This is a genomic window from uncultured Alloprevotella sp., assembly GCF_963536905.1.
In the GTDB taxonomy this organism is placed as follows: domain Bacteria; phylum Bacteroidota; class Bacteroidia; order Bacteroidales; family Bacteroidaceae; genus Alloprevotella.
Genome location: NZ_CAUTBW010000003.1, coordinates 55,586 through 73,792 on the forward strand (window position 1 = coordinate 55,586; position 18,207 = coordinate 73,792).

The window sequence follows — 18,207 nt, forward strand, 5'->3', positions numbered from 1 at the left end:
TTGAAGATATATAGCAGCGTCGGTCAATATCTCATGAGTGTTGACCGACGCTGTTGTTATTTCTCAAAATTTATAGGAGCACAGCTTTGAGTGCGGGAATCACGCTGGAGAGTGCGTCAATGAGCTGCTGGCGTTCGATACCTTCAGCTTGTGCCACAAACAAGGTGTCGTAGCCCGCCACCGTACCTGCCACTTCAGGCAAATGATGGCTATCAATATCGGCAGCAAGCCCCGCCGCATAGCCCGGACGTGTGTGGAGAACGGCTAAAGTGCCCGAAAAAGTGATGCCGACAACACCCGTGTTCTGTAAATATTCTGGTAAAGCCTCAATAGGTATCGGTCGGCGGTAACCTTCTGTTTTGGGAAGAATCAGTTGGTAGCCATCGGGAGTCTTTTGCCGCAAGGCGTGAAGCTTCTGCAAATCGCTCGACACCGTAGGTTGCGAAACCTTAAAGCCTGCGCGCGCCAATTCGCGTTGTATGTCAGCTTGCGACCTCACCACTTTATTGGAAAGAATGACCCTCAGAGCCTCCAACCGCGTTATTTTCTTTGCCATTTCTCTTATTACAATTTCGGATAGCAAAGATAAAGTAAAGATTAGAATTGGGCAATATCCGCTTTTCCCAATTCTCGCTTTAATTTCACGTGTCTAATTCGTCCGAAAAGCTCGATAACTACATCTTATCTCCCACAAGTAAAACCGCCCTATTACTTGACAAACCACTATCTCAATATAGCGTGCAAAAAGTGGGGAGAAAGCGAAAAAGCGCATTAAAAAAATCACTCTTACCTTTAAGTTTTGGAAAAACACCTACTTTTTAATGTTCAACAACACAAAAACGCCCTCTTTCTTCATTAAAACGCTCGTATTTTTCCTTATCCTGTCGGCCGATACAATAAGGATGTCAGCTGACAGCCTTATTGCGTTTCAAAATATCCTTATTGTATCCATGGATAGCCTTATTGGGCGGGCAACTCAGCAAGACTTGCAGGTGCACCGCTCTATTTCGGTTTTGATTTCGAGAGATTCTCAGAGCCGCAGAATACGAATTCTCTTGACAAAGTACTGCACAACTATCATGGCCTTTATGCGGCTCATAATCCAGCAGAACTCTCACTGCAATAGCTTTGTTTTGCGGCCTTATCCTTCAACTCTCGCTCACTCTCGAAGGGAGGAAGCGGCTCGCCCCTTGTATTGAATGGATATTCTTTGTAAATTTGTGCCTAATTTGGAAAATCGAAATAACAATTATACACCCGATGAAACATTACACATCAAAAGGACGAGGACGTTGCGCAGCTTTGGCGCTCGCTCTGCCGCTCGTGGCCGGCGTTCCGGCTATGGCCTTCGTTCCGTCCTCCATGGTCACTATCAGCCAGACTGCTAGCGCAATCAGCGGAGTGAACCAACTGAACGCTACCACCTTTGAAGTGCGCTATCAGAACGGACAGGTGCTCACCATTGACTTCTACGGTGAGAACATCTTCCGTCTGTTCCAGGACAACAAGGGCGGAAAGGTGCGCAATCCGCAGGCACAGCCGCCCGCACAAATCCTCGTGGACAATCCGCGAAAGAGCGTGGAGCATATCAACTTGACAAAAGACAATGGCTACTATATCATTGCTACGCCGAAAGTACAACTTCGCCTAAATGCTACTTCAGGGCTTCTCTCCGTGCTCAACGGTGAGGGAACAGAAGTGGTGCGCGAGCTGGCAGCTGCCAATATCACGGATGCAAAAACCACCCTCACATTTGCTGCTCAACCCAATGAATATTTCTATGGTGGCGGCGTGCAAAATGGTCGTTTCTCCCACAGAGGAAAGTCTATCGCCATCGAAAACACGAACAACTGGGTGGATGGCGGTGTGGCTTCTCCCACTCCTTTCTATTGGTCAACAAAGGGGTACGGCCTTTTGTGGCATACTTTCAAGCCTGGTCGCTACGATTTCGGAGCAGAAGATGCTAAGAAAGTGACGCTTTCCCACTCGGAGAATTATCTCGACGTATTCCTCATGGTAGATAAAGAACCGTCATCTTTGCTTTCCGATTTCTACCAGCTGACGGGAAATCCCGTGCTACTGCCAAAATTTGGTTTCTACGAAGGTCATCTCAACGCTTATAATCGTGACTACTGGACGGAGAATGAAAACGGCTTCATGGCTTATGAGGACGGCAAACGCTACAACGAGAGCCAAAAGGACAACGGAGGTATCAAAGAAAGTCTCAATGGTGAGAAAAACAATTATCAGTTTTCAGCTCGCGCCGCTATAGATCGCTATCTGAAAAACGATATGCCGCTTGGATGGTTCTTACCTAACGATGGTTATGGAGCAGGCTATGGCCAAACAGCCACGCTGGATGGCAACATTGCCAACTTGAAAAGCTTTGGCGATTATGCGCGCTCGAAAGGCGTACAGATTGGTTTGTGGACACAAAGTGACCTCCACCCGAAAGACGGTATTGAAGCTCTGCTACAACGCGACATCAAAAAGGAAGTAGGCGTGGCAGGCGTCCGTGTCTTAAAGACCGACGTGGCTTGGGTAGGTGCCGGCTACAGCTTCGGCCTCAACGGTGTGGCCGATGTAGGCGAAATCATGCCGAAGTACGGCCACGATGCGCGCCCCTTTATCATCAGCCTCGATGGTTGGGCAGGTACGCAGCGCTACGCGGGAATCTGGTCGGGCGACCAAACGGGCGGCGACTGGGAATATATTCGCTTCCACATCCCCACCTTCATCGGTTCGGGACTTTCTGGTCAGCCCAATATAACAAGCGATGTGGACGGCATCTTTGGCGGTAAGAACGTGCCGGTGAATGTACGCGAATTCCAATGGAAGACATTCACACCGATGGAGCTCAATATGGACGGTTGGGGCGCAAACCCGAAATATCCGATGGTGCTTGGTGAACCCGCTACGAGTATCAACCGCTCTTATCTGAAGCTCAAATCAATGCTGATGCCCTATACTTACAGCATCGCAGAGGAGGCAGTTTACGGCAAACCCATGATTCGTGCGCTCTTCCTCGACTATCCTAACGACTACACGCTCGGCACGAAGACGGAATACGAATATCTCTACGGTCCGAGTTTCTTAGTAGCTCCTATCTATAAGGACACCAAAGCCGACAAGGAGGGCAACGATATACGCAACGGTATATACCTGCCCGAAGGCAAATGGGTGGACTATTACGACGGACAGATTTTCTTTGGTGGCCGCATTATCAACAACTACAATGCGCCGCTTTGGAAACTCCCCGTCTTTGTGAAAGCGGGCGCCATCATACCGATGACGAACCCCAACAACAATCCTTCTGAAATTCGCAAGGACTATCGCGCTTACGAGCTTTATCCCGATGGTGCAAACTGCTTTACGGAATACGACGACGATGGTGAGACGCAGGCATATCTCAAGGGCGACGCTACGCACACCGACATCATGAGCAACTTGCAGAAAGATGAGCTCAACGTGAAGGTGGAGAAAACTGTGGGCAACTATAAAGGCTTTGAAGCTAACAAGGAAACGGAATTCTTCATCAATGCTACGCGTGCTCCCAAAAAGGTGGTGGCTAAAGTGGGTGGTAAGAATGTGAAACTCACTAAGGTTACCAGCTTGCTGGCTTATGTGAACGGTCAGAATGTCTTTTTCTTCAATCCGTACCCCAATCTGAATCGTTTCGCCACAGCAGGTAGTGAATTTGAGAAAAAAGAGATCACGAAGAACCCGCAGTTGCTCGTCAAGATTGGTAAGACTGACGTAACGAAGAATACAGTAGAGCTACAAGTGAAAGGTTACGAATTTGCGCCCGTCAGTGCACTGCTGAAAACTTCTGGCCCGCTGTCTGTCCCCAACGTAACGTTTACAGACGACAACGTAAAGACGTACACGCTCACGCCTTCCTGGGAAAAGGTGCAGAATGCAGACTACTACGAAATAGAGTATGACGGCCAACTCTATTCTACAATTACCGACCAGGAACTTACTTTCGACGGCTTGAAACCCGAAACTGACTACAGTTTCAAGGTGCGCGCTGTCAACAAGGATGGCTTCTCTCCTTGGTGCGCAGTGAAAGCTCGCACAAAGGCTGATCCTTATCAGTTCGCTGTGAAGAATATCATGGGACAAACTACTTGTGAGAACCAACCCGGAATGGGAGTTAACAAACTCTTCGACTACGACCAACGCTCAACATGGCACTCAAAGTGGGGCAAAGGCGAGGCAGTGCCTTTTACGCTAACACTGGATCTCCGCTCTGTGAATGAACTTGACAAACTGGAGTATCTCCCACGTGAAGACGGCGGCAACGGTACGCTGACGAAGGGAACAATCTCTTACTCCACAGACCGCCAAACGTGGTCGAAGCCTATTGACTTTGCGTGGAATCGCGATGGAGCAACGAAGACCTTTACTTTCGAAGGCAATCCCTCGGCTCGCTACATCCGCTTGAATGTGACGGAAGCCGCTGGCAACTTCGCAAGCGGACGCCAAATGTATGTGTTCAAAGTTCCAGGTAGCGAAAGCATCTTGCAAGGCGACATCAACCACGACAAACGTATTGACGAGAACGACTTGACAAGTTACATGAACTACACAGGCCTTCGCCGCGGTGATGCTGACTTCGATTATGTGAGCAGTGGCGACATCAATAAGAATGGCCTTATTGACGCCTACGACATCTCCATCGTGACAACTCAGCTTGACGGAGGTGCGGCACAACGCGCGAGCGACAAGGTGAGCGGAAAACTGCTCCTGACAGCAGACAAGAACAGCTTCGCTGCTGGCGATGAGGTTCGTATCACTGTGAGCGGTAAGGATCTGAAATGTGTCAATGGTTTGAGCTTCGCTCTGCCTTATAGCACGAGTGAATTTGAATACCAAGGCATCGAACTTCTCAATATGAAAGACATGGTGAACCTCACTTACGACCGTTTACATACTAACGGTCAGAAGGAGCTCTTCCCCTGTTTTGTGAACCGCGGTAACAATTTCTTGCTGGAAGATGGTAAGCTTTTCGTCATCAAGCTCAAAGCTAAGAAAGCAGGCAAATTCAACCTTAAAGCTAAGGACGGTCTTCTTGTAGATCGTAGCTTGGGCACTTGCAACGCTTTCTGAATCACAAAAGACTGAATACTTCCCAACAGCCACCAGTTTTTTATCGACTGGTGGCTGTTTCTTTTTGGGCGGTACATCCATAAGAAATAATCTATATATAGAATATGAAACGCTTCATAATGGCACGTTTCATTATGGTTGTTTCAAATAAGAAATATGAAACTAGTTGTGCGTCCCAATAATTTTAGGAAATTTATCAGTAGCTTAGAGTCTCTCTCATAGAGAAACAAACAGAATAATTTATTATCTTCGCTCTCCGAAAATCAACTTAGAGGAATGAATCACTATTTTCAACACGAATACATGCGCCACGGACATATCGAAGTGATCTGCGGTTCTATGTTCTCGGGCAAAACGGAAGAACTCATCCGTCGCCTGAAACGCGCCCAGTTTGCCCATCAGAACGTGGAAATCTATAAGCCCACTATTGATACACGTTATAGCGAAGAAAACGTGGTCTCTCATGATTCCAACTATATCAAATCAACGCCAGTGGATGCCCCAAACAGTATTCTGCTGCTGGCTTCCGATGCTGAAGTGGTGGGAATCGACGAAGCGCAGTTCTTCGACGAAACGCTCGTAGATGTGTGTAAGAAAATGGCTGATGCAGGTAAGCGCGTTATTGTGGCAGGGCTGGATATGGACTTCTTAGGTAATCCTTTCGGTCCGATGCCCGCACTGATGGCTATTGCCGAGGACGTTACGAAAGTTCACGCTATCTGCGTGCGCTGCGGCAATCTGGCGCAATTTAGTCACCGCATCGTGAAAGGCGAAAAGCAGGTGATGCTTGGCGAAAAGGATGAATACGAATCGCTCTGCCGCGATTGCTTTAGCAAAGCCATCAACAATCATCCTCATGAAGTGGAATAAACTGAGACAGCTCTATCGGCAGAACAAACGTCAGTTTTGGAAATATATCTTCTATCAGTCCGGCATCTTCCTACTTACCTTTGGGAGCGCGTTCGGATTGTTTTTCTTGATCGATTTCCTTTCTGAAAAAATGGGGTATGGGCATCCCTCCTCGATCACAAGAATGCTCATCGTCATTGCTCTTATGCTCCTTGCCTTTCTCATCTTTGCAATTATTTATCATCTCTTGGGAAAGGACAAAGATGCGGAAGAAAGCAAAAAACCGAAGCGATGGTATCAGAATTTTTGGATACAGATAGCATGGTTCATCGTTATCATATCTATGGGCATTGCTGCTTTCTTCTTGCTCGATACTTATTTAGAAAAACTCCCTCAAGAATGGGCTTGGATTTACATTGCGTGGAAATTTGGAAAGAAAGTTGTCCTTTTCGTCCTCGCCCTTATTATTTGGCTGCGCACCAAATGGAAGAAGAAACAGCTTAAAAACACTCCGTCGGCTGACAAATGAGTTTTATTTTCGCCTTCAGAAACTTCTGTAAGATAACTGTAGACGCTTCACTTTCATTATCAAAAATGGATTTGCAACCTACTGAGTCATAAAACGGAATAGGAGAGAAGTAAGCAACAATAATAAAAGAACGAGACACAACTGCAAAGAGAAAGGCCTTTGCAGTTGTGTCTCGTTCTTTATAGATTTTCTGCTGACTCTCTTAGTCGCGGTTATTCGAATATATGAGAGCATAATAGATGAGTGTAGCAAGCGAACCGAGTGCTGCAACAACGTAGGTGTAAGCAGCAGAGCGAAGTGCGCTAACTGCCATCGGATAGTTTTCTCTACTGGTGATGCCTGCTCCTGCAAGCCACTGCGTAGCACGTCGGCTGGCGTCAATCTCAACGGGAAGAGTGATGAAGCTAAACAGAGTGGTCAGTGCGAAGAGTACAATACCTGCCAAGAGGATTCCAGGCATTGTGTTGACAAGTATCATACCTGCCAAAAGTACCCATTGCACCCACTGCGAAGCAAAGTTTACTACAGGAACGAGGGCCGAACGGAGTTGCAGCGGTGCGTAAGCCCTTTCGTGCTGAACAGCATGGCCACATTCGTGAGCTGCAACGGCTGCGGCAGCAACAGAACAACTCCCATAAACGCCTTCGCTAAGGTTGACGGTCTTGTCGGTAGGGTTATAGTGGTCTGTGAGTTGTCCCGGAACCGACGTAACACGCACGTCATAGATTCCGTTATCGTGGAGCATTTTCTCCGCTACTTGTGCGCCCGTCATTCCGCTGGCAATGGGAACACGAGAGTATTGCTTGAATTTCGACTTGAGGTTCGACTGAACCAAATAGCTGATCACGGCGAAGACGCCAAATATAATCCAAATCATGAGTGTCGGATTTTTTTTAGTTAGTACTTATTGTTTGTTGAGGCTTACTATACAAAAGTATGCCAAAGATACGGAAAACAATCAGTAGTGCAGATATATTGACATATTTTAGGGACTTCACGATACTTCTTAAGGATTTCTTCCTACATTTGTGTGTGTTTCGATTGAAAATCATCTGATATGATCTACACTCACTCCTACAATTCTCCATTGGGGCGTATCATCGTGGCAAGCCATGAGGAAGCATTGATCGGACTCTGGTTTGAGGGACAGAAATTCTTTGGCACAACGCTCTGCGAGGCGAGTGTGGAGAAAAAGAATACTGTACTTAGCGAGGCGCATCGTTGGCTTGATTTGTATTTTTCGGGTTGTCGTCCAGATTTTCTACCACCCCTGCGACTCTTGGGCACTCCCTTTCAGCAAAAAGTGTGGCAACAACTGTTGACAATACCGTATGGCGCCACCACTACTTATGCCCAATTGGCCCTTGCTTGCCACACTTCGGCGCGCGCCATTGGCGGAGCAGTAGGGCGAAATCCCATATCGCTGATTGTGCCTTGTCACCGCGTCATTGCTTCCGACGGTTCGCTCACAGGCTACGCTGGAGGTACAGACAGAAAAAAGGCACTGTTGGATATGGAACAGAGCCTGATAGGATAGAAAAGAAAAAGAGCAGTCCGCAGAGGACTGCTCTTTTATTATAGTGCATCAAACGAGCGGGATGAGTATCAAGAGAATGAGCTGAGCCGTAAGGATTCGCAGGAACATAGAGAGCGGATAAACCGTAGAGTAGCCCACTGCTGGCGCATCATTGTTGGCCGTTTGATTGGCAAAGGCAAGTGCAGGGGGATCCGTATTCGTACCAGCGATAAGACCCATCAGTGTGAAGTAGTTCAATTTCATCTTGAGGCGTCCATAAAGACCGCAAATCATAATGGGGATGACTGTGATGAGGAAACCCATCCAAACGTAGTGGTAACCGCCATTAGTGACCGTGTTCCAGAATGTAGCACCTGCTTGAACACCCACGCCAGCCAAGAAGAGTACGAGCCCCACCTCGCGGAGCATCAAGTTGGCACTGTTGGTAGTATAAGCCGTGATCTTAAACTTGTAGCCGAAAGCTCCGATGAGGATACCGAGCACCAACGGGCCACCAGCCAAGCCAAGCTTTACGGGTTCGCTGATTCCGGGGATAGGAATAGGAATTTGTCCCAAGAAAATACCGAGCAGAATACCAAGGAACATCATTCCAACGTTGGGAGCTTCCAAGCGCTTTTGCGTATCGCCCACGATAGCACGAACGCGATTGATATTTTCCTCCGTACCCGTCACGCGGATATGGTCGCCCATCTGCAAACGGAAGTTTCTGCGCGCAAAGAGCGTCATACCAGCACGTGAAACGCGTGTGACATTAACGTTGTAGAGGGAAGAGAAATGTAAGTCGTTGAACGTCATACCATTCACCTCAGGCTTAGAAATAATGAGTCTTTGTGAGATATAACGCTTCTCTTCTTCAGTTTCTTTCTGCCAGTCCTCGTCAATCAGTTCACCCATCAAGGCGATGATAGCTTCCTTGTCTGAAGTGGCCGTAACGATATAGAGTTTCATTCCTTCTTCCATTACGGTGTTTTCTTTCGGAATGAACATTTCGCCATCTTTCTTTGCACGAGAGCAAACGAAGTCGCCCTTCACAAAATTGTGAAGTTCTTGAAGCGTATGGCCCACTACGGCTTTGTTAGTAACGCGCAGGATGAAATGTTCGGGAACAGACGAGGGATCTGCCTCGTTGGCGTGTTCATATTCTTTGGCCTCTTTGTCGAGACTAACTTTGCAAATATAGCGAATAGCGATGGTGGCACCGATGATACCCACAACCGCCAGCGGATAGGCACAAGCGTAGCTACTACCTATGTTGAAACCTGGATCGTAGTCGGCACTTCCGCCCAGCAAGCGCGGAAGGATGTTATTGGCTGCACCCAAACCAGGCGTGTTAGTAACAGCGCCATAGAGAGTACCCGTCATCATGGCGAGATTCTTTTTGTTCAGTGGATCTCCAGGAGAGTAGAACCAAATGAAATAGAGCGCCAGCATGACAGCAATGTTGAGAACAATCAGTGCAGTGGAGAGAAGATTCATCTCAACCCCACCTTTTTTGAATGTGGCAAAGAAGCCCGGGCCTACTTGCAGACCAATACAGTAGACAAAAAGCACCAAGCCAAATTCCTTGATGAAATTGATGATGAGCGTTTGGTTGGCCATGGCTGTTGCCATTTCCCCGTTGGAAGGAGCCACTACAAACGTGTGGTAAAGGTGTCCGGCGAGGATTCCGACGAACAAAACGAAGGTTACGCCGAGGGAAATTCCGCCCAGTTTAAGTTTGCCCAACTTTACACCCAACCAAATAACCAGCGCAAAGAGAAGTGCCAAATGCGCAGGCAGCACAGGGTTGTTGATGATTTTAATTAACCATTCCATAAGTTAGAAAGAAAAACGTAAAAAGTTATATAGTTTTAAGTGCGGCGAAGTTAAGCATTTTTAGCGAAAACCCTCCCGCTTTCTTACCCTTTTTGCTGAAATGAGGCAATTTTTATATATTTGCAGCAGTTAGTTTTGGTGAAGTTCAGAAAGATAAGGATTGCTACTTTATAGTTTGCAAATTTGTCTCTCCCTTTCCCTTCTACTCAATTCTTGTTTCACATAATCCTTTTAGTTATGCGCCACACGTTTCTCTCCCTCTGCCTTTTTTTTGTCGCTGTTGTAACTTTTGCCCAGCAGCAGACAGAGTTGCGCCGCTCAAAGACAGTTTTTCTCAATGAAGCTTTCCAGAAAGGTAGAATACTCCAAACGTTCAATCGTCATGTAGATGATAGCGTCAATATCTTTCTGAAAGATGCCTCTCTCTGTTTTGTTCGCAAGGACACAATTTATAAGGCCTATCTCAATAATGTGTTAGGGCTTCGGCTCGATTCTGTGGAATATAAGAAAGTGAATAATCAGATGGGGCGTGTAGTGGCTCGTCAGGGGTATAACTATTTACTTTGCGTCACTACAGTGAATATGAATCTTCTCAAAGAAGAAACGTACAGTTCCAATAGTGCAGGCTTCTTTGATTTAGATATTCCCAGTGCTTCGGGCGTGAATGTCAACACTTTCTTTGAGCTCGACCGCGACAAGCGGGATTCCGATGTGGGCTACCCTTTGCAAAACAAATACTATTTTTGGTTATCGGGTAAGGAGATACCTGCCAACGAAACGCAAGTGAAGAAATATGTGCGCCCCGAAATGAAAGAGGCCTTCCGAACTTTGATGGCCGACCGCTTTTGGAGTTGGAGTGATGAGAAAAGTCTCAAACAACTGCTGATGTATCTGCAATAGGAGTGGAGATAAAAAGAAAAGAGAAGTCGAACTTATTGAGATTTATCAGCAAGTCCGGCTTCTTTGTTTTCGCATCGGTTCTTGTCTCTCCCAGAATTATTCAGTATTTTTGCCCTTATGGAACAAGTTAGAAAGAACAGTGCTCGCGCTTGGCTATTGGCCGCGCGCCCAAAGACGCTCTCGGCGGCGCTCATCCCCGTTGTCACCTCCTCCGCTTTGGCTTTTGCCTCTGGGCTGTTCCGTCTTCTGCCCGTATTGGGCTGTATGCTCTTTGCCGCATTGATGCAAATAGCAGCTAATTTTATCAATGACCTTTTTGATTTTTTGAAGGGGACAGATGGCGAAGAACGCCTCGGTCCTGAGCGCGCTTGTGCGCAGGGCTGGATCAGTCCGTCTTCGATGAAGCGCGGCATTGCTCTGATGTTGGTGCTCGCGGCTATCGTGGGTTTGGCCACTTTCTACGGCTCGATTATCACAAGCCCCTTTGTGGCTGACAACCTCCTGTTGATCACGGCTTATTTTCTGCTCGTGGGTTTGGCTTGTTTGGTGTTTGCTTTCCTTTATACCACGTTGCTGAGCTACTGCGGATTGGGCGATGTCCTCGTCTACGTGTTTTTTGGCTTTGTTCCCGTGGCGGGTACTTATTTCTTGCTGACCGGTTGGCTCATACCCGAGGTGTGGTGGCTCAGTGCCGCGGTAGGACTGATTACCGACACGCTTCTCGTGCTCAATAATTATCGCGATCGCGATACTGACCGCGCCTGTGGCAAGCGCACTTTAATAGCCGTACTTGGTGGGCGTTTTGGCAGTTGGTTCTATCTGTTGCAAGGCGTTTTCGGTGCATTATGTTTTTCCGCCCTCGCTTTCTATGGCCTTTTGTCTGCTCCGCTCGTCCTGCTTTATCTGATTCCGCATTTTCTTACTTGGCGCGAGATGGTGCGTATCAATCGTGGGCGCGAATTGAATAAAATCCTTGGCAAGACTTCTCGCAATATGCTTTTCTTTGCTTGCCTTGCAGTCCTTTCTCTTGTTTTCTGTATTGTGTGAGTTGTATCTCTCTCTGCACAATACCATCTTTGTTTTTTCTTCCCTTTGTCGTCTGAAAAAACTCAGGCGTGCGGACTCGTATCTATCCTTATTGTGCTAACAAATCTTTGCCACCTTTGCCATAATAAAGTAGACCAGCTGATCCCCTTATTCTATCAGCTGACCTCCTTATTGTGTTTGCGGCGTTGTTATCACAAACTATTTTCTTCTACTTTTGTTTAGTATAAACAATTTCTCCAATCGACAATTTGTCTTTGTTTATTGATCCCGTCATCGTCTCTTCCTTGTTGGTCTTCGGATCTTTTCCTGTAAGAGTGATAAGCGGCGGGTTGTATGTGTAAGTTCCCTTGATAGAAACGGTTTCTTGGTCGCTATTTAGCGTGTATAAGAATTCTGTTTTATTAAAAACTAAGGTTCTAACACCTTCGTCCTTGTCGGAACATACCCATGTGGTTCCTTTCAGAGATGTCGATTCGTCGTCATCAGAAGAGCAAGATACAAACAGAATAGGCAGCATTGCCAAGAGTAAGAATAAGTACTTTTTCATAAAGATATCTTAAGTTATTGAATGTTGCAAAAGTATATAATATTTTCTACATACTGTGCTAGTGATCTTTTATTTCTCGCGCAGTATTTGTTGTGTCAGGTTCTTTTTATGTAGGGGAGTTCCCCAATTGGAGAGAGAGTTTTCAATAAATAAATGTTTTATTGATTTTGTTTATCTTTTTTCTTTTCGCCCAACTCAATCACCTCTAAGTCCTTAAATTCTTTTCCGTCAACAGTGAAGCGGACGAGTGTGCGCACCTTTTGCCATCCTTGCAAGCCTGCCGCACCAGGATTGATATGTAGACAGCGGAGTGTTTTGTCGTAGAGGATTTTGAGAATGTGGCTATGTCCAGAGATGAAGAGGTCGGGCGGACTGGTGTACATTTTCCCGACGATGGAGCGATCGTAGTTGCCGGGGTAGCCGCCAATGTGTTTTATCATGATGTCGGCGTCTTCGCATTTGAACCGCAAGAGTTCGGGGAACATACGCCTAAGATCTCCACCGTCGCAGTTGCCGCAAACGGCGCGGAAGGGCTTGAAGGCTTGAAAGCGTTCGGCAAGTTCCGTAGAACCAATATCGCCCGCGTGCCAGATTTCATCAACATCGGCAAAGTATTTCTCGTAGCGTTCGTCCCAATAAGAATGAGTGTCGGAAAGCAGGCCTATGCGTTTCATAGCCCAAATTTTGCTTTCACGAACTCCTTGATGATTTCGCCACTTTTCTCAATACCTACAACGCTGGTGTTGAGACAAAGGTGGTATGTGTCGGCTTTGCCCCATGTACGCGAACTATAGAAATTGTAGAATTCGGCACGTTGGCTTTCTCCCTTTTCGAGCAAACGACGAGCCACCTTGCGATCCACGTTGTGGCGTTCTATCACGCGCGAGATACGATCTTCATAGTTGGCTGTGAGAAAGATATTGATGCAACGCGGATTGTTGCGCAGAACATAGTCGGCAACGCGGCCGATGAAAACACTACTATGCGCGTTGGCAGCCTTGAGAATGGCGTCGCTCTGAAGGCGAAAGAGAGCCTCTTCAGAGATAGAATTGTTGTAGTATTCGCCCGTTCCAATCATAGGAATGACAGAACGGAGGGCATGTCCGAAGAAACCTTTCTTTTCATCGTTTTTCTCGAAAATGTCTTCGCTGTAGCCACTTTCTTTTGCCGCTATAGCAAGGATTTCTTTATCATAGTAGTCCATGTCGAACTCTTTCGCCAGAAAATGTCCGATGGCGCGGCCGCCAGCTCCGAGTTGTCGCCCGATAGTGATGACAAATGGTTCCATAAGTTGTTAGTTATAAGTTGAGCGAGCTGAGTTGTGAAGTTTCAGAAAAATTGCTTTCATCTCTTGCTCTTTTATTTTATCATTTTTTTGAGTTTTCTCACTTGTTGCGCCTGCAGCGTGATGGCGATTAAGAACGCCAAAGTGTCAGCAGCAGGGAGAGAGAAGAGAACACCATTAACGGGATTGCTGAAGATATGTGGCAGAATCAGAATCAGCGGGATGAGGAAAATGAGCTGACGCGTGAGCGCGAGAAATATGCTCTTTCCTGAGAAGCCGATGCTCTGGAAGAATGCCACCGACATAATCTGAATGCCGACGAGCGGGAATGTGGCCACCATGATGCGCAGCGTGTGGGCTGCTTGCTGAATCAGTGCGGGCGAATCCTTTGCGAAGAGAGTGGCTAATGGTGTAGCAAAGATGAAGCACGCCAAACATCCCGTTGTGGTGATACATGTTGCAAATATAATAGCCTTTTTGAGGACTTCCAATAAACGATCATATTTTTGTGCGCCATAATTGTAGCCGGCAATGGGTTGCATCCCTTGGTTCAGACCGATGACAATCATAACGATGAAAAGTACCAGACGATAGGAGATGCCATACCCGCCTACTGCTACATCGCCTCCAAGGTTGGTTTCATTACCGTATTGCGTCAGACTGCGGGTGATGAGGATTGCCACGAGGCAGGCGCAGAGATTTATCAGAAATTGCGGTAGCCCCGTGATAAGTGATTTCTTGATAATGTCCCAGCGAATGTTGGGGAGTTTAGGTTCAAGATGCACGAGGTTCGATTTATCGGCGAAGAGATGAAACTGCCACATCAGCATGATGAGCTGAGAGCACACTGTGGCGAGTGCTGCTCCTCGAATGCCCCAATGCAGCACAAAAATGAAGAGTGGCGCCAAGAGGCAGTTGCACACCACCGTTCCGATAGTTGCCATCATAGCTTTCTGCGGACGATTGGTGGAGCGAAGCAGAGCGTTCAGACCCAAATACATGTGGGTGACGACGTTACCTGCCAGTATCACAGTCATAAAATCGTGAGCGGGCTCGATCGTCACATCGCTTGCTCCGAAAAAGCGCAAAATGGGAGTGAGAAACACTTGCAAGATAAATCCTAACGAAAGCCCCATGGTGAGATTCATGAAGAGTACATTTCCCAGAATGTCCTGTGCCGTTTTGTAGTCTTTCTGCCCGAGCCGAATGGACATCAGCGTCGAACCGCCTACGCCTACCATGGCTCCAAAAGCAGCCGTAAGCAGCATGACCGGTCCAGTAAGTGCCAAACCCATAATGGCCTCAGGGCCGACGCCTTGTCCTATGAAAACACCATCGATGATGTTGTACACGGAAGATGCCGCCATGGCAACGATGGCTGGAATGGCATATTGCATCAAGAGTCTCCCTACGGGCTGTTCGCCCAAGGCGTTGATTTCTACTTGCTTCTCTCTGGTCATATACTTGGTCTTTTCGACTGCAAAGTTACGACTTTTTAAGCAAAAGATGTTGAGGTTTATTTTACTGCCTTATTATTTGACAAATGCATTTCTCAATATAGCGCGAGAATTTATTGTTTTAGCTAAAAAATATCTTTGAGCGAGCGTGAGCTTTTATAGATTTAGTGAAAAATTGCCTTTGGGAGTAGGTTGATAAGTCTAAAAAGTGTGTTTTTTACTGAAGGAGGACTGCTTGCTTCCTTATTCTGTTTAGAAATGCAATAAGGATGTCAGCCAACAGCCTTATTGCATTTGAAAATATCCTTATTGTATTTTTCGGCATCCTTATTGGGACGGCCAGATGAGAAGTAAGAGTTTTAGGCCCACTTTACTTTGAGATGAGTTTTAAGCCATTCTCAACTTGTTAGAATACGAATTATATTTACAAAGATAGGCGTTTTCTGAGTTTTTTAGATAACTTTTCCCCTTTTCTCTTTTATGGTTTTCTCCCTTAACCTTCATTGTTGGTAAATGATAAAAAGACTGGGTGACAGATGTCTGAAAAACATGGGTAGTTCAAGGTTCAGAATCGCCAAAGTCTAAAAAATTGTACGTTTCTTTGTGCTTCGCATGCTTTATCGTATTTTTGCACAGATATATCATAAAGGTGTAAGCTAAAACATAAAATAAAGCTCTATGAGTGAACAAATGAAAAAAATCAAGCAGCTCGTCGAACTTCGTCAGAAAGCCCGCATGGGCGGTGGCGAGATTGCTATCGACAAGCAGCACGCCAAAGGTAAGGCTACGGCTCGTGAACGTATCGACATGCTCCTCGATAAGGGTTCTTTTGAGGAATTGGATATGTTCAAACTCCATCGCTGTTCCGATTTCGGAATGGAGAAGAAGAAATTCTTGGGCGATGGTGTAGTGGCTGGTTCAGGTACTATCAATGGTCGCCTTGTTTATGTCTTTGCTCAAGATTTCACCGTGAATGGCGGTTCACTGTCAATCACAATGGCGGAGAAGATTTGCAAAGTGATGGATTTGGCCATGAAGCAAGGTTGTCCCTGCATCGGTTTGAACGATTCAGGCGGTGCGCGCATCCAGGAAGGTATCAACGCGCTGGCAGGCTTTGGTGAGATTTTCCAACGCAATATTGAAGCGAGCGGTGTGATTCCTCAAATCTCTGGTATCTGCGGTCCTTGTGCCGGTGGTGCTGTATATAGTCCAGCTTTGACCGACTTTGTTGTGATGCTGGAAGGCGTTAGCTATATGTTCCTTACTGGTCCGAAAGTGGTAAAGACAGTGACGGGTGAGGACGTAAGTCAGGAAGATTTGGGTGGCGCTCGTGTACACAGTAGTGTTAGCGGTGTGGCTCATTTCACAGCTAAGACAGAAGAAGAATTTGCGGCTCTGATTCGCGAACTGCTCGAGTATGTTCCTCAGAACAATATGGAGAAAGCTCCAGCGAAGGAATGTACCGACCCGATTGACCGCAAAGAAGATTCCCTCAACGAACTTATCCCCGACAATCCCAACATGGCCTACGACATGTATAAGGTTATCTCTGCGATTGTTGACAATGGCGAGTTCTTGGAGGTTCATAGTCAGTTTGCTCGTAATATCATTGTAGGTTTTGCTCGTTTCAACGGTCAGAGTGTGGGTGTTGTGGCTAATCAGCCCAGTGTTTATGCCGGTGTCCTCGATAGCAATGCCAGCCGCAAGGCAGCTCGTTTCGTGCGCTTCTGCGACTGTTTCAATATTCCTATTGTTAGTCTCGTTGACGTGCCAGGCTTCTTGCCCGGAACAGGCCAGGAGTACAATGCCGTTATTGACCATGGTGCAAAATTGCTCTATGCTTACGGCGAAGCCACTGTACCCAAGGTGACAGTTACACTGCGTAAGAGCTATGGCGGTTCCCACATCGTGATGGGTTGTAAGCAGCTCAAGGCCGATCTCAACTATGCTTGGCCCAGCGCAGAGATTGCCGTGATGGGTGCCTCTGGTGCGGTTGCCATCCTCAATGGCAAAGAAGCCAAAACACAGGAAGATCCCAAGGCTTTCTTGGCAGAAAAGGAGAAAGAATACAATACGCTTTTCACCAATCCTTATAAGGCTGCCGAATATGGTTATGTTGACGATATCATCGAGCCACGTAACACTCGCTTCCGCGTGATTCGCGCTTTGGCACAACTGCAGAATAAGCGGGAAACGCGTCCTGTGAAGAAGCACGGTAATATTCCTTTATAAAATGTGTAAATGTGTGAGTGGGCGAAGTTGTACCTCTGTGCGATTCTTCCATTCCCATATTTTCGTATATACCTATTAGCACATTTTCAAAATGAAGACGTTCAAATATAACATCAATGGTCGTGAACTTTGCATCCGTGTAAGTGGCGAAGACAGTACGATTTCGGATATCCTTGTTGATGGAGAATATCCGCAGGTGGCAGAAAGCGAAATGCCCGCTTATGCTGCTGTCATCTCGCTGGCTTTGCTGGAGAACGACATCGAAGTTGTCCACGACGACGAATCAGATGTCATCACGTTGCAGCATCATCGCTCCTTATGGGGTAATCCCGTTAGTTTGTTGCGCCCAGTTGTGGGTGGCTCATCCTGTTCTGACGATGTCGCAGTGCCTACGAGCGAAGTTTTCTAACCATACATTCATAACGAATCATAAAATATGAAGCAATATAAGTATAAAGTCAATGGTGCGCAGTATGACGTGACCATTAACGAGATTCAAGGTCAGTTGGCCAAGGTGGTTGTTAACGGCATCCCCTTTGATGTAGAGATGCAGAACTCGCAGCTCTCTGAGGATAACCTGCCCGATGTAACAACAACTGCTGCTCCGTCCGCAGTCCCAGCAGCTCCTGTTGCTGCCGCTCCGGCTGCTACTGAAGCCGCTCCTTCTGGTGCAGGTGAAGGTACGCCTGTGAAAGCTCCGCTACCAGGTGTTGTTACGAAAATCAACGTTTCTGTTGGTCAGCAGGTGAAGAAGGGCGAGAATGTTCTCGTTCTTGAAGCCATGAAGATGGAGAATAATATCGCGGCCGAGGCAGATGGTACTGTCAGCGGTATTGCTGTTAAGGCGGGCGATAGTGTGCTCGAAGGCGCAGTTCTTCTGACCATTGCCTAAGTCCT

General features: G+C 46.9%; 16 protein-coding genes. 9 read left to right on the forward strand and 7 right to left on the reverse strand.

The features are described from left to right. Nucleotides 1-70: 70 nt before the first annotated feature. Nucleotides 71-556, reverse strand: coding sequence for an ArgR family transcriptional regulator (locus tag ABLA33_RS00945; protein ID WP_347718886.1), 486 nt, complete (start codon nucleotides 554-556; stop codon nucleotides 71-73). Between the two features lie 704 nt (nucleotides 557-1,260). Here ABLA33_RS00945 and ABLA33_RS00950 point away from each other — a divergent pair. The 3 genes from ABLA33_RS00950 to ABLA33_RS00960 all read left to right on the forward strand — a co-directional run bounded on the left by ABLA33_RS00950 (nucleotide 1,261) and on the right by ABLA33_RS00960 (nucleotide 6,490). Continuing rightward, the gene (locus ABLA33_RS00950; RefSeq protein ID WP_347718887.1) at nucleotides 1,261-5,112 is read left to right on the forward strand and encodes a TIM-barrel domain-containing protein; all 3,852 of its coding nucleotides are present in this window, start codon (nucleotides 1,261-1,263) and stop codon (nucleotides 5,110-5,112) included. Nucleotides 5,113-5,388: 276 nt separating this feature from the next. Further along, nucleotides 5,389-5,982: a thymidine kinase gene (locus ABLA33_RS00955; protein WP_347718888.1), complete on the forward strand. Its 594-nt coding sequence runs from the start codon at nucleotides 5,389-5,391 to the stop codon at nucleotides 5,980-5,982. Then, complete coding sequence (locus ABLA33_RS00960) at nucleotides 5,969-6,490, forward strand: hypothetical protein (RefSeq protein ID WP_347718889.1); 522 nt, start codon at nucleotides 5,969-5,971, stop codon at nucleotides 6,488-6,490. Before ABLA33_RS00955 ends, ABLA33_RS00960 begins: the two co-directional genes overlap by 14 nt. A 202-nt stretch (nucleotides 6,491-6,692) precedes the next feature. Here ABLA33_RS00960 and ABLA33_RS00965 read toward each other — a convergent pair whose 3' ends face one another. Continuing rightward, complete coding sequence (locus ABLA33_RS00965; RefSeq protein WP_347718890.1) at nucleotides 6,693-7,367, reverse strand: zinc metallopeptidase; 675 nt, start codon at nucleotides 7,365-7,367, stop codon at nucleotides 6,693-6,695. A 180-nt stretch (nucleotides 7,368-7,547) separates the two neighbouring features. On the opposite strand from ABLA33_RS00965, the gene ABLA33_RS00970 reads away from it, so the two are divergent. Beyond that, complete coding sequence (locus ABLA33_RS00970) at nucleotides 7,548-8,027, forward strand: methylated-DNA--[protein]-cysteine S-methyltransferase (RefSeq protein ID WP_347718891.1); 480 nt, start codon at nucleotides 7,548-7,550, stop codon at nucleotides 8,025-8,027. A 48-nt stretch (nucleotides 8,028-8,075) separates the two neighbouring features. Here the strand turns inward: ABLA33_RS00970 and ABLA33_RS00975 are convergent, their stop codons facing one another. Next, nucleotides 8,076-9,842: a putative transporter gene (locus ABLA33_RS00975; RefSeq protein ID WP_311490698.1), complete on the reverse strand. Its 1,767-nt coding sequence runs from the start codon at nucleotides 9,840-9,842 to the stop codon at nucleotides 8,076-8,078. A 237-nt stretch (nucleotides 9,843-10,079) separates the two neighbouring features. Here ABLA33_RS00975 and ABLA33_RS00980 point away from each other — a divergent pair, with 237 nt between their 5' ends. Beyond that, a complete protein-coding gene (locus ABLA33_RS00980) occupies nucleotides 10,080-10,742 on the forward strand; it encodes a hypothetical protein (protein ID WP_311490697.1) in 663 nt (220 codons plus the stop codon). A 117-nt stretch (nucleotides 10,743-10,859) separates the two neighbouring features. Further along, nucleotides 10,860-11,789 carry a 1,4-dihydroxy-2-naphthoate octaprenyltransferase gene (menA, locus tag ABLA33_RS00985; RefSeq protein WP_311490696.1) on the forward strand — a complete coding sequence of 310 codons (930 nt, stop codon included), beginning with the start codon at nucleotides 10,860-10,862 and terminating at the stop codon, nucleotides 11,787-11,789. Nucleotides 11,790-11,997: 208 nt separating this feature from the next. Here menA and ABLA33_RS00990 read toward each other — a convergent pair whose 3' ends face one another. The 4 genes from ABLA33_RS00990 to ABLA33_RS01005 form a co-directional block, all read right to left on the reverse strand. Beyond that, nucleotides 11,998-12,336 carry a hypothetical protein gene (locus tag ABLA33_RS00990; protein ID WP_311490694.1) on the reverse strand — a complete coding sequence of 113 codons (339 nt, stop codon included), beginning with the start codon at nucleotides 12,334-12,336 and terminating at the stop codon, nucleotides 11,998-12,000. A gap of 158 nt (nucleotides 12,337-12,494) precedes the next feature. After that, on the reverse strand, nucleotides 12,495-13,010 hold the full coding sequence (locus ABLA33_RS00995; RefSeq protein WP_311490693.1) for a metallophosphoesterase family protein: 516 nt from the start codon (nucleotides 13,008-13,010) through the stop codon (nucleotides 12,495-12,497). Beyond that, complete coding sequence (locus ABLA33_RS01000; protein ID WP_311490691.1) at nucleotides 13,007-13,624, reverse strand: cytidylate kinase-like family protein; 618 nt, start codon at nucleotides 13,622-13,624, stop codon at nucleotides 13,007-13,009. Before ABLA33_RS01000 ends, ABLA33_RS00995 begins: the two co-directional genes overlap by 4 nt. A 71-nt stretch (nucleotides 13,625-13,695) precedes the next feature. Next, the gene (locus tag ABLA33_RS01005; protein WP_311490689.1) at nucleotides 13,696-15,081 is read right to left on the reverse strand and encodes an MATE family efflux transporter; all 1,386 of its coding nucleotides are present in this window, start codon (nucleotides 15,079-15,081) and stop codon (nucleotides 13,696-13,698) included. Between the two features lie 675 nt (nucleotides 15,082-15,756). Here ABLA33_RS01005 and ABLA33_RS01010 point away from each other — a divergent pair. From ABLA33_RS01010 to ABLA33_RS01020, 3 genes are all read left to right on the forward strand, one after another. Continuing rightward, nucleotides 15,757-17,310, forward strand: a complete 1,554-nt coding sequence (locus ABLA33_RS01010; RefSeq protein WP_311490687.1) for an acyl-CoA carboxylase subunit beta — start codon at nucleotides 15,757-15,759, stop codon at nucleotides 17,308-17,310. Between the two features lie 91 nt (nucleotides 17,311-17,401). After that, nucleotides 17,402-17,719, forward strand: a complete 318-nt coding sequence (locus tag ABLA33_RS01015) for a hypothetical protein (protein WP_311490685.1) — start codon at nucleotides 17,402-17,404, stop codon at nucleotides 17,717-17,719. 27 nt (nucleotides 17,720-17,746) lie between these two features. Next, a complete protein-coding gene (locus tag ABLA33_RS01020) occupies nucleotides 17,747-18,202 on the forward strand; it encodes a biotin/lipoyl-containing protein (protein ID WP_311490684.1) in 456 nt (151 codons plus the stop codon). Nucleotides 18,203-18,207 lie beyond the last annotated feature (5 nt).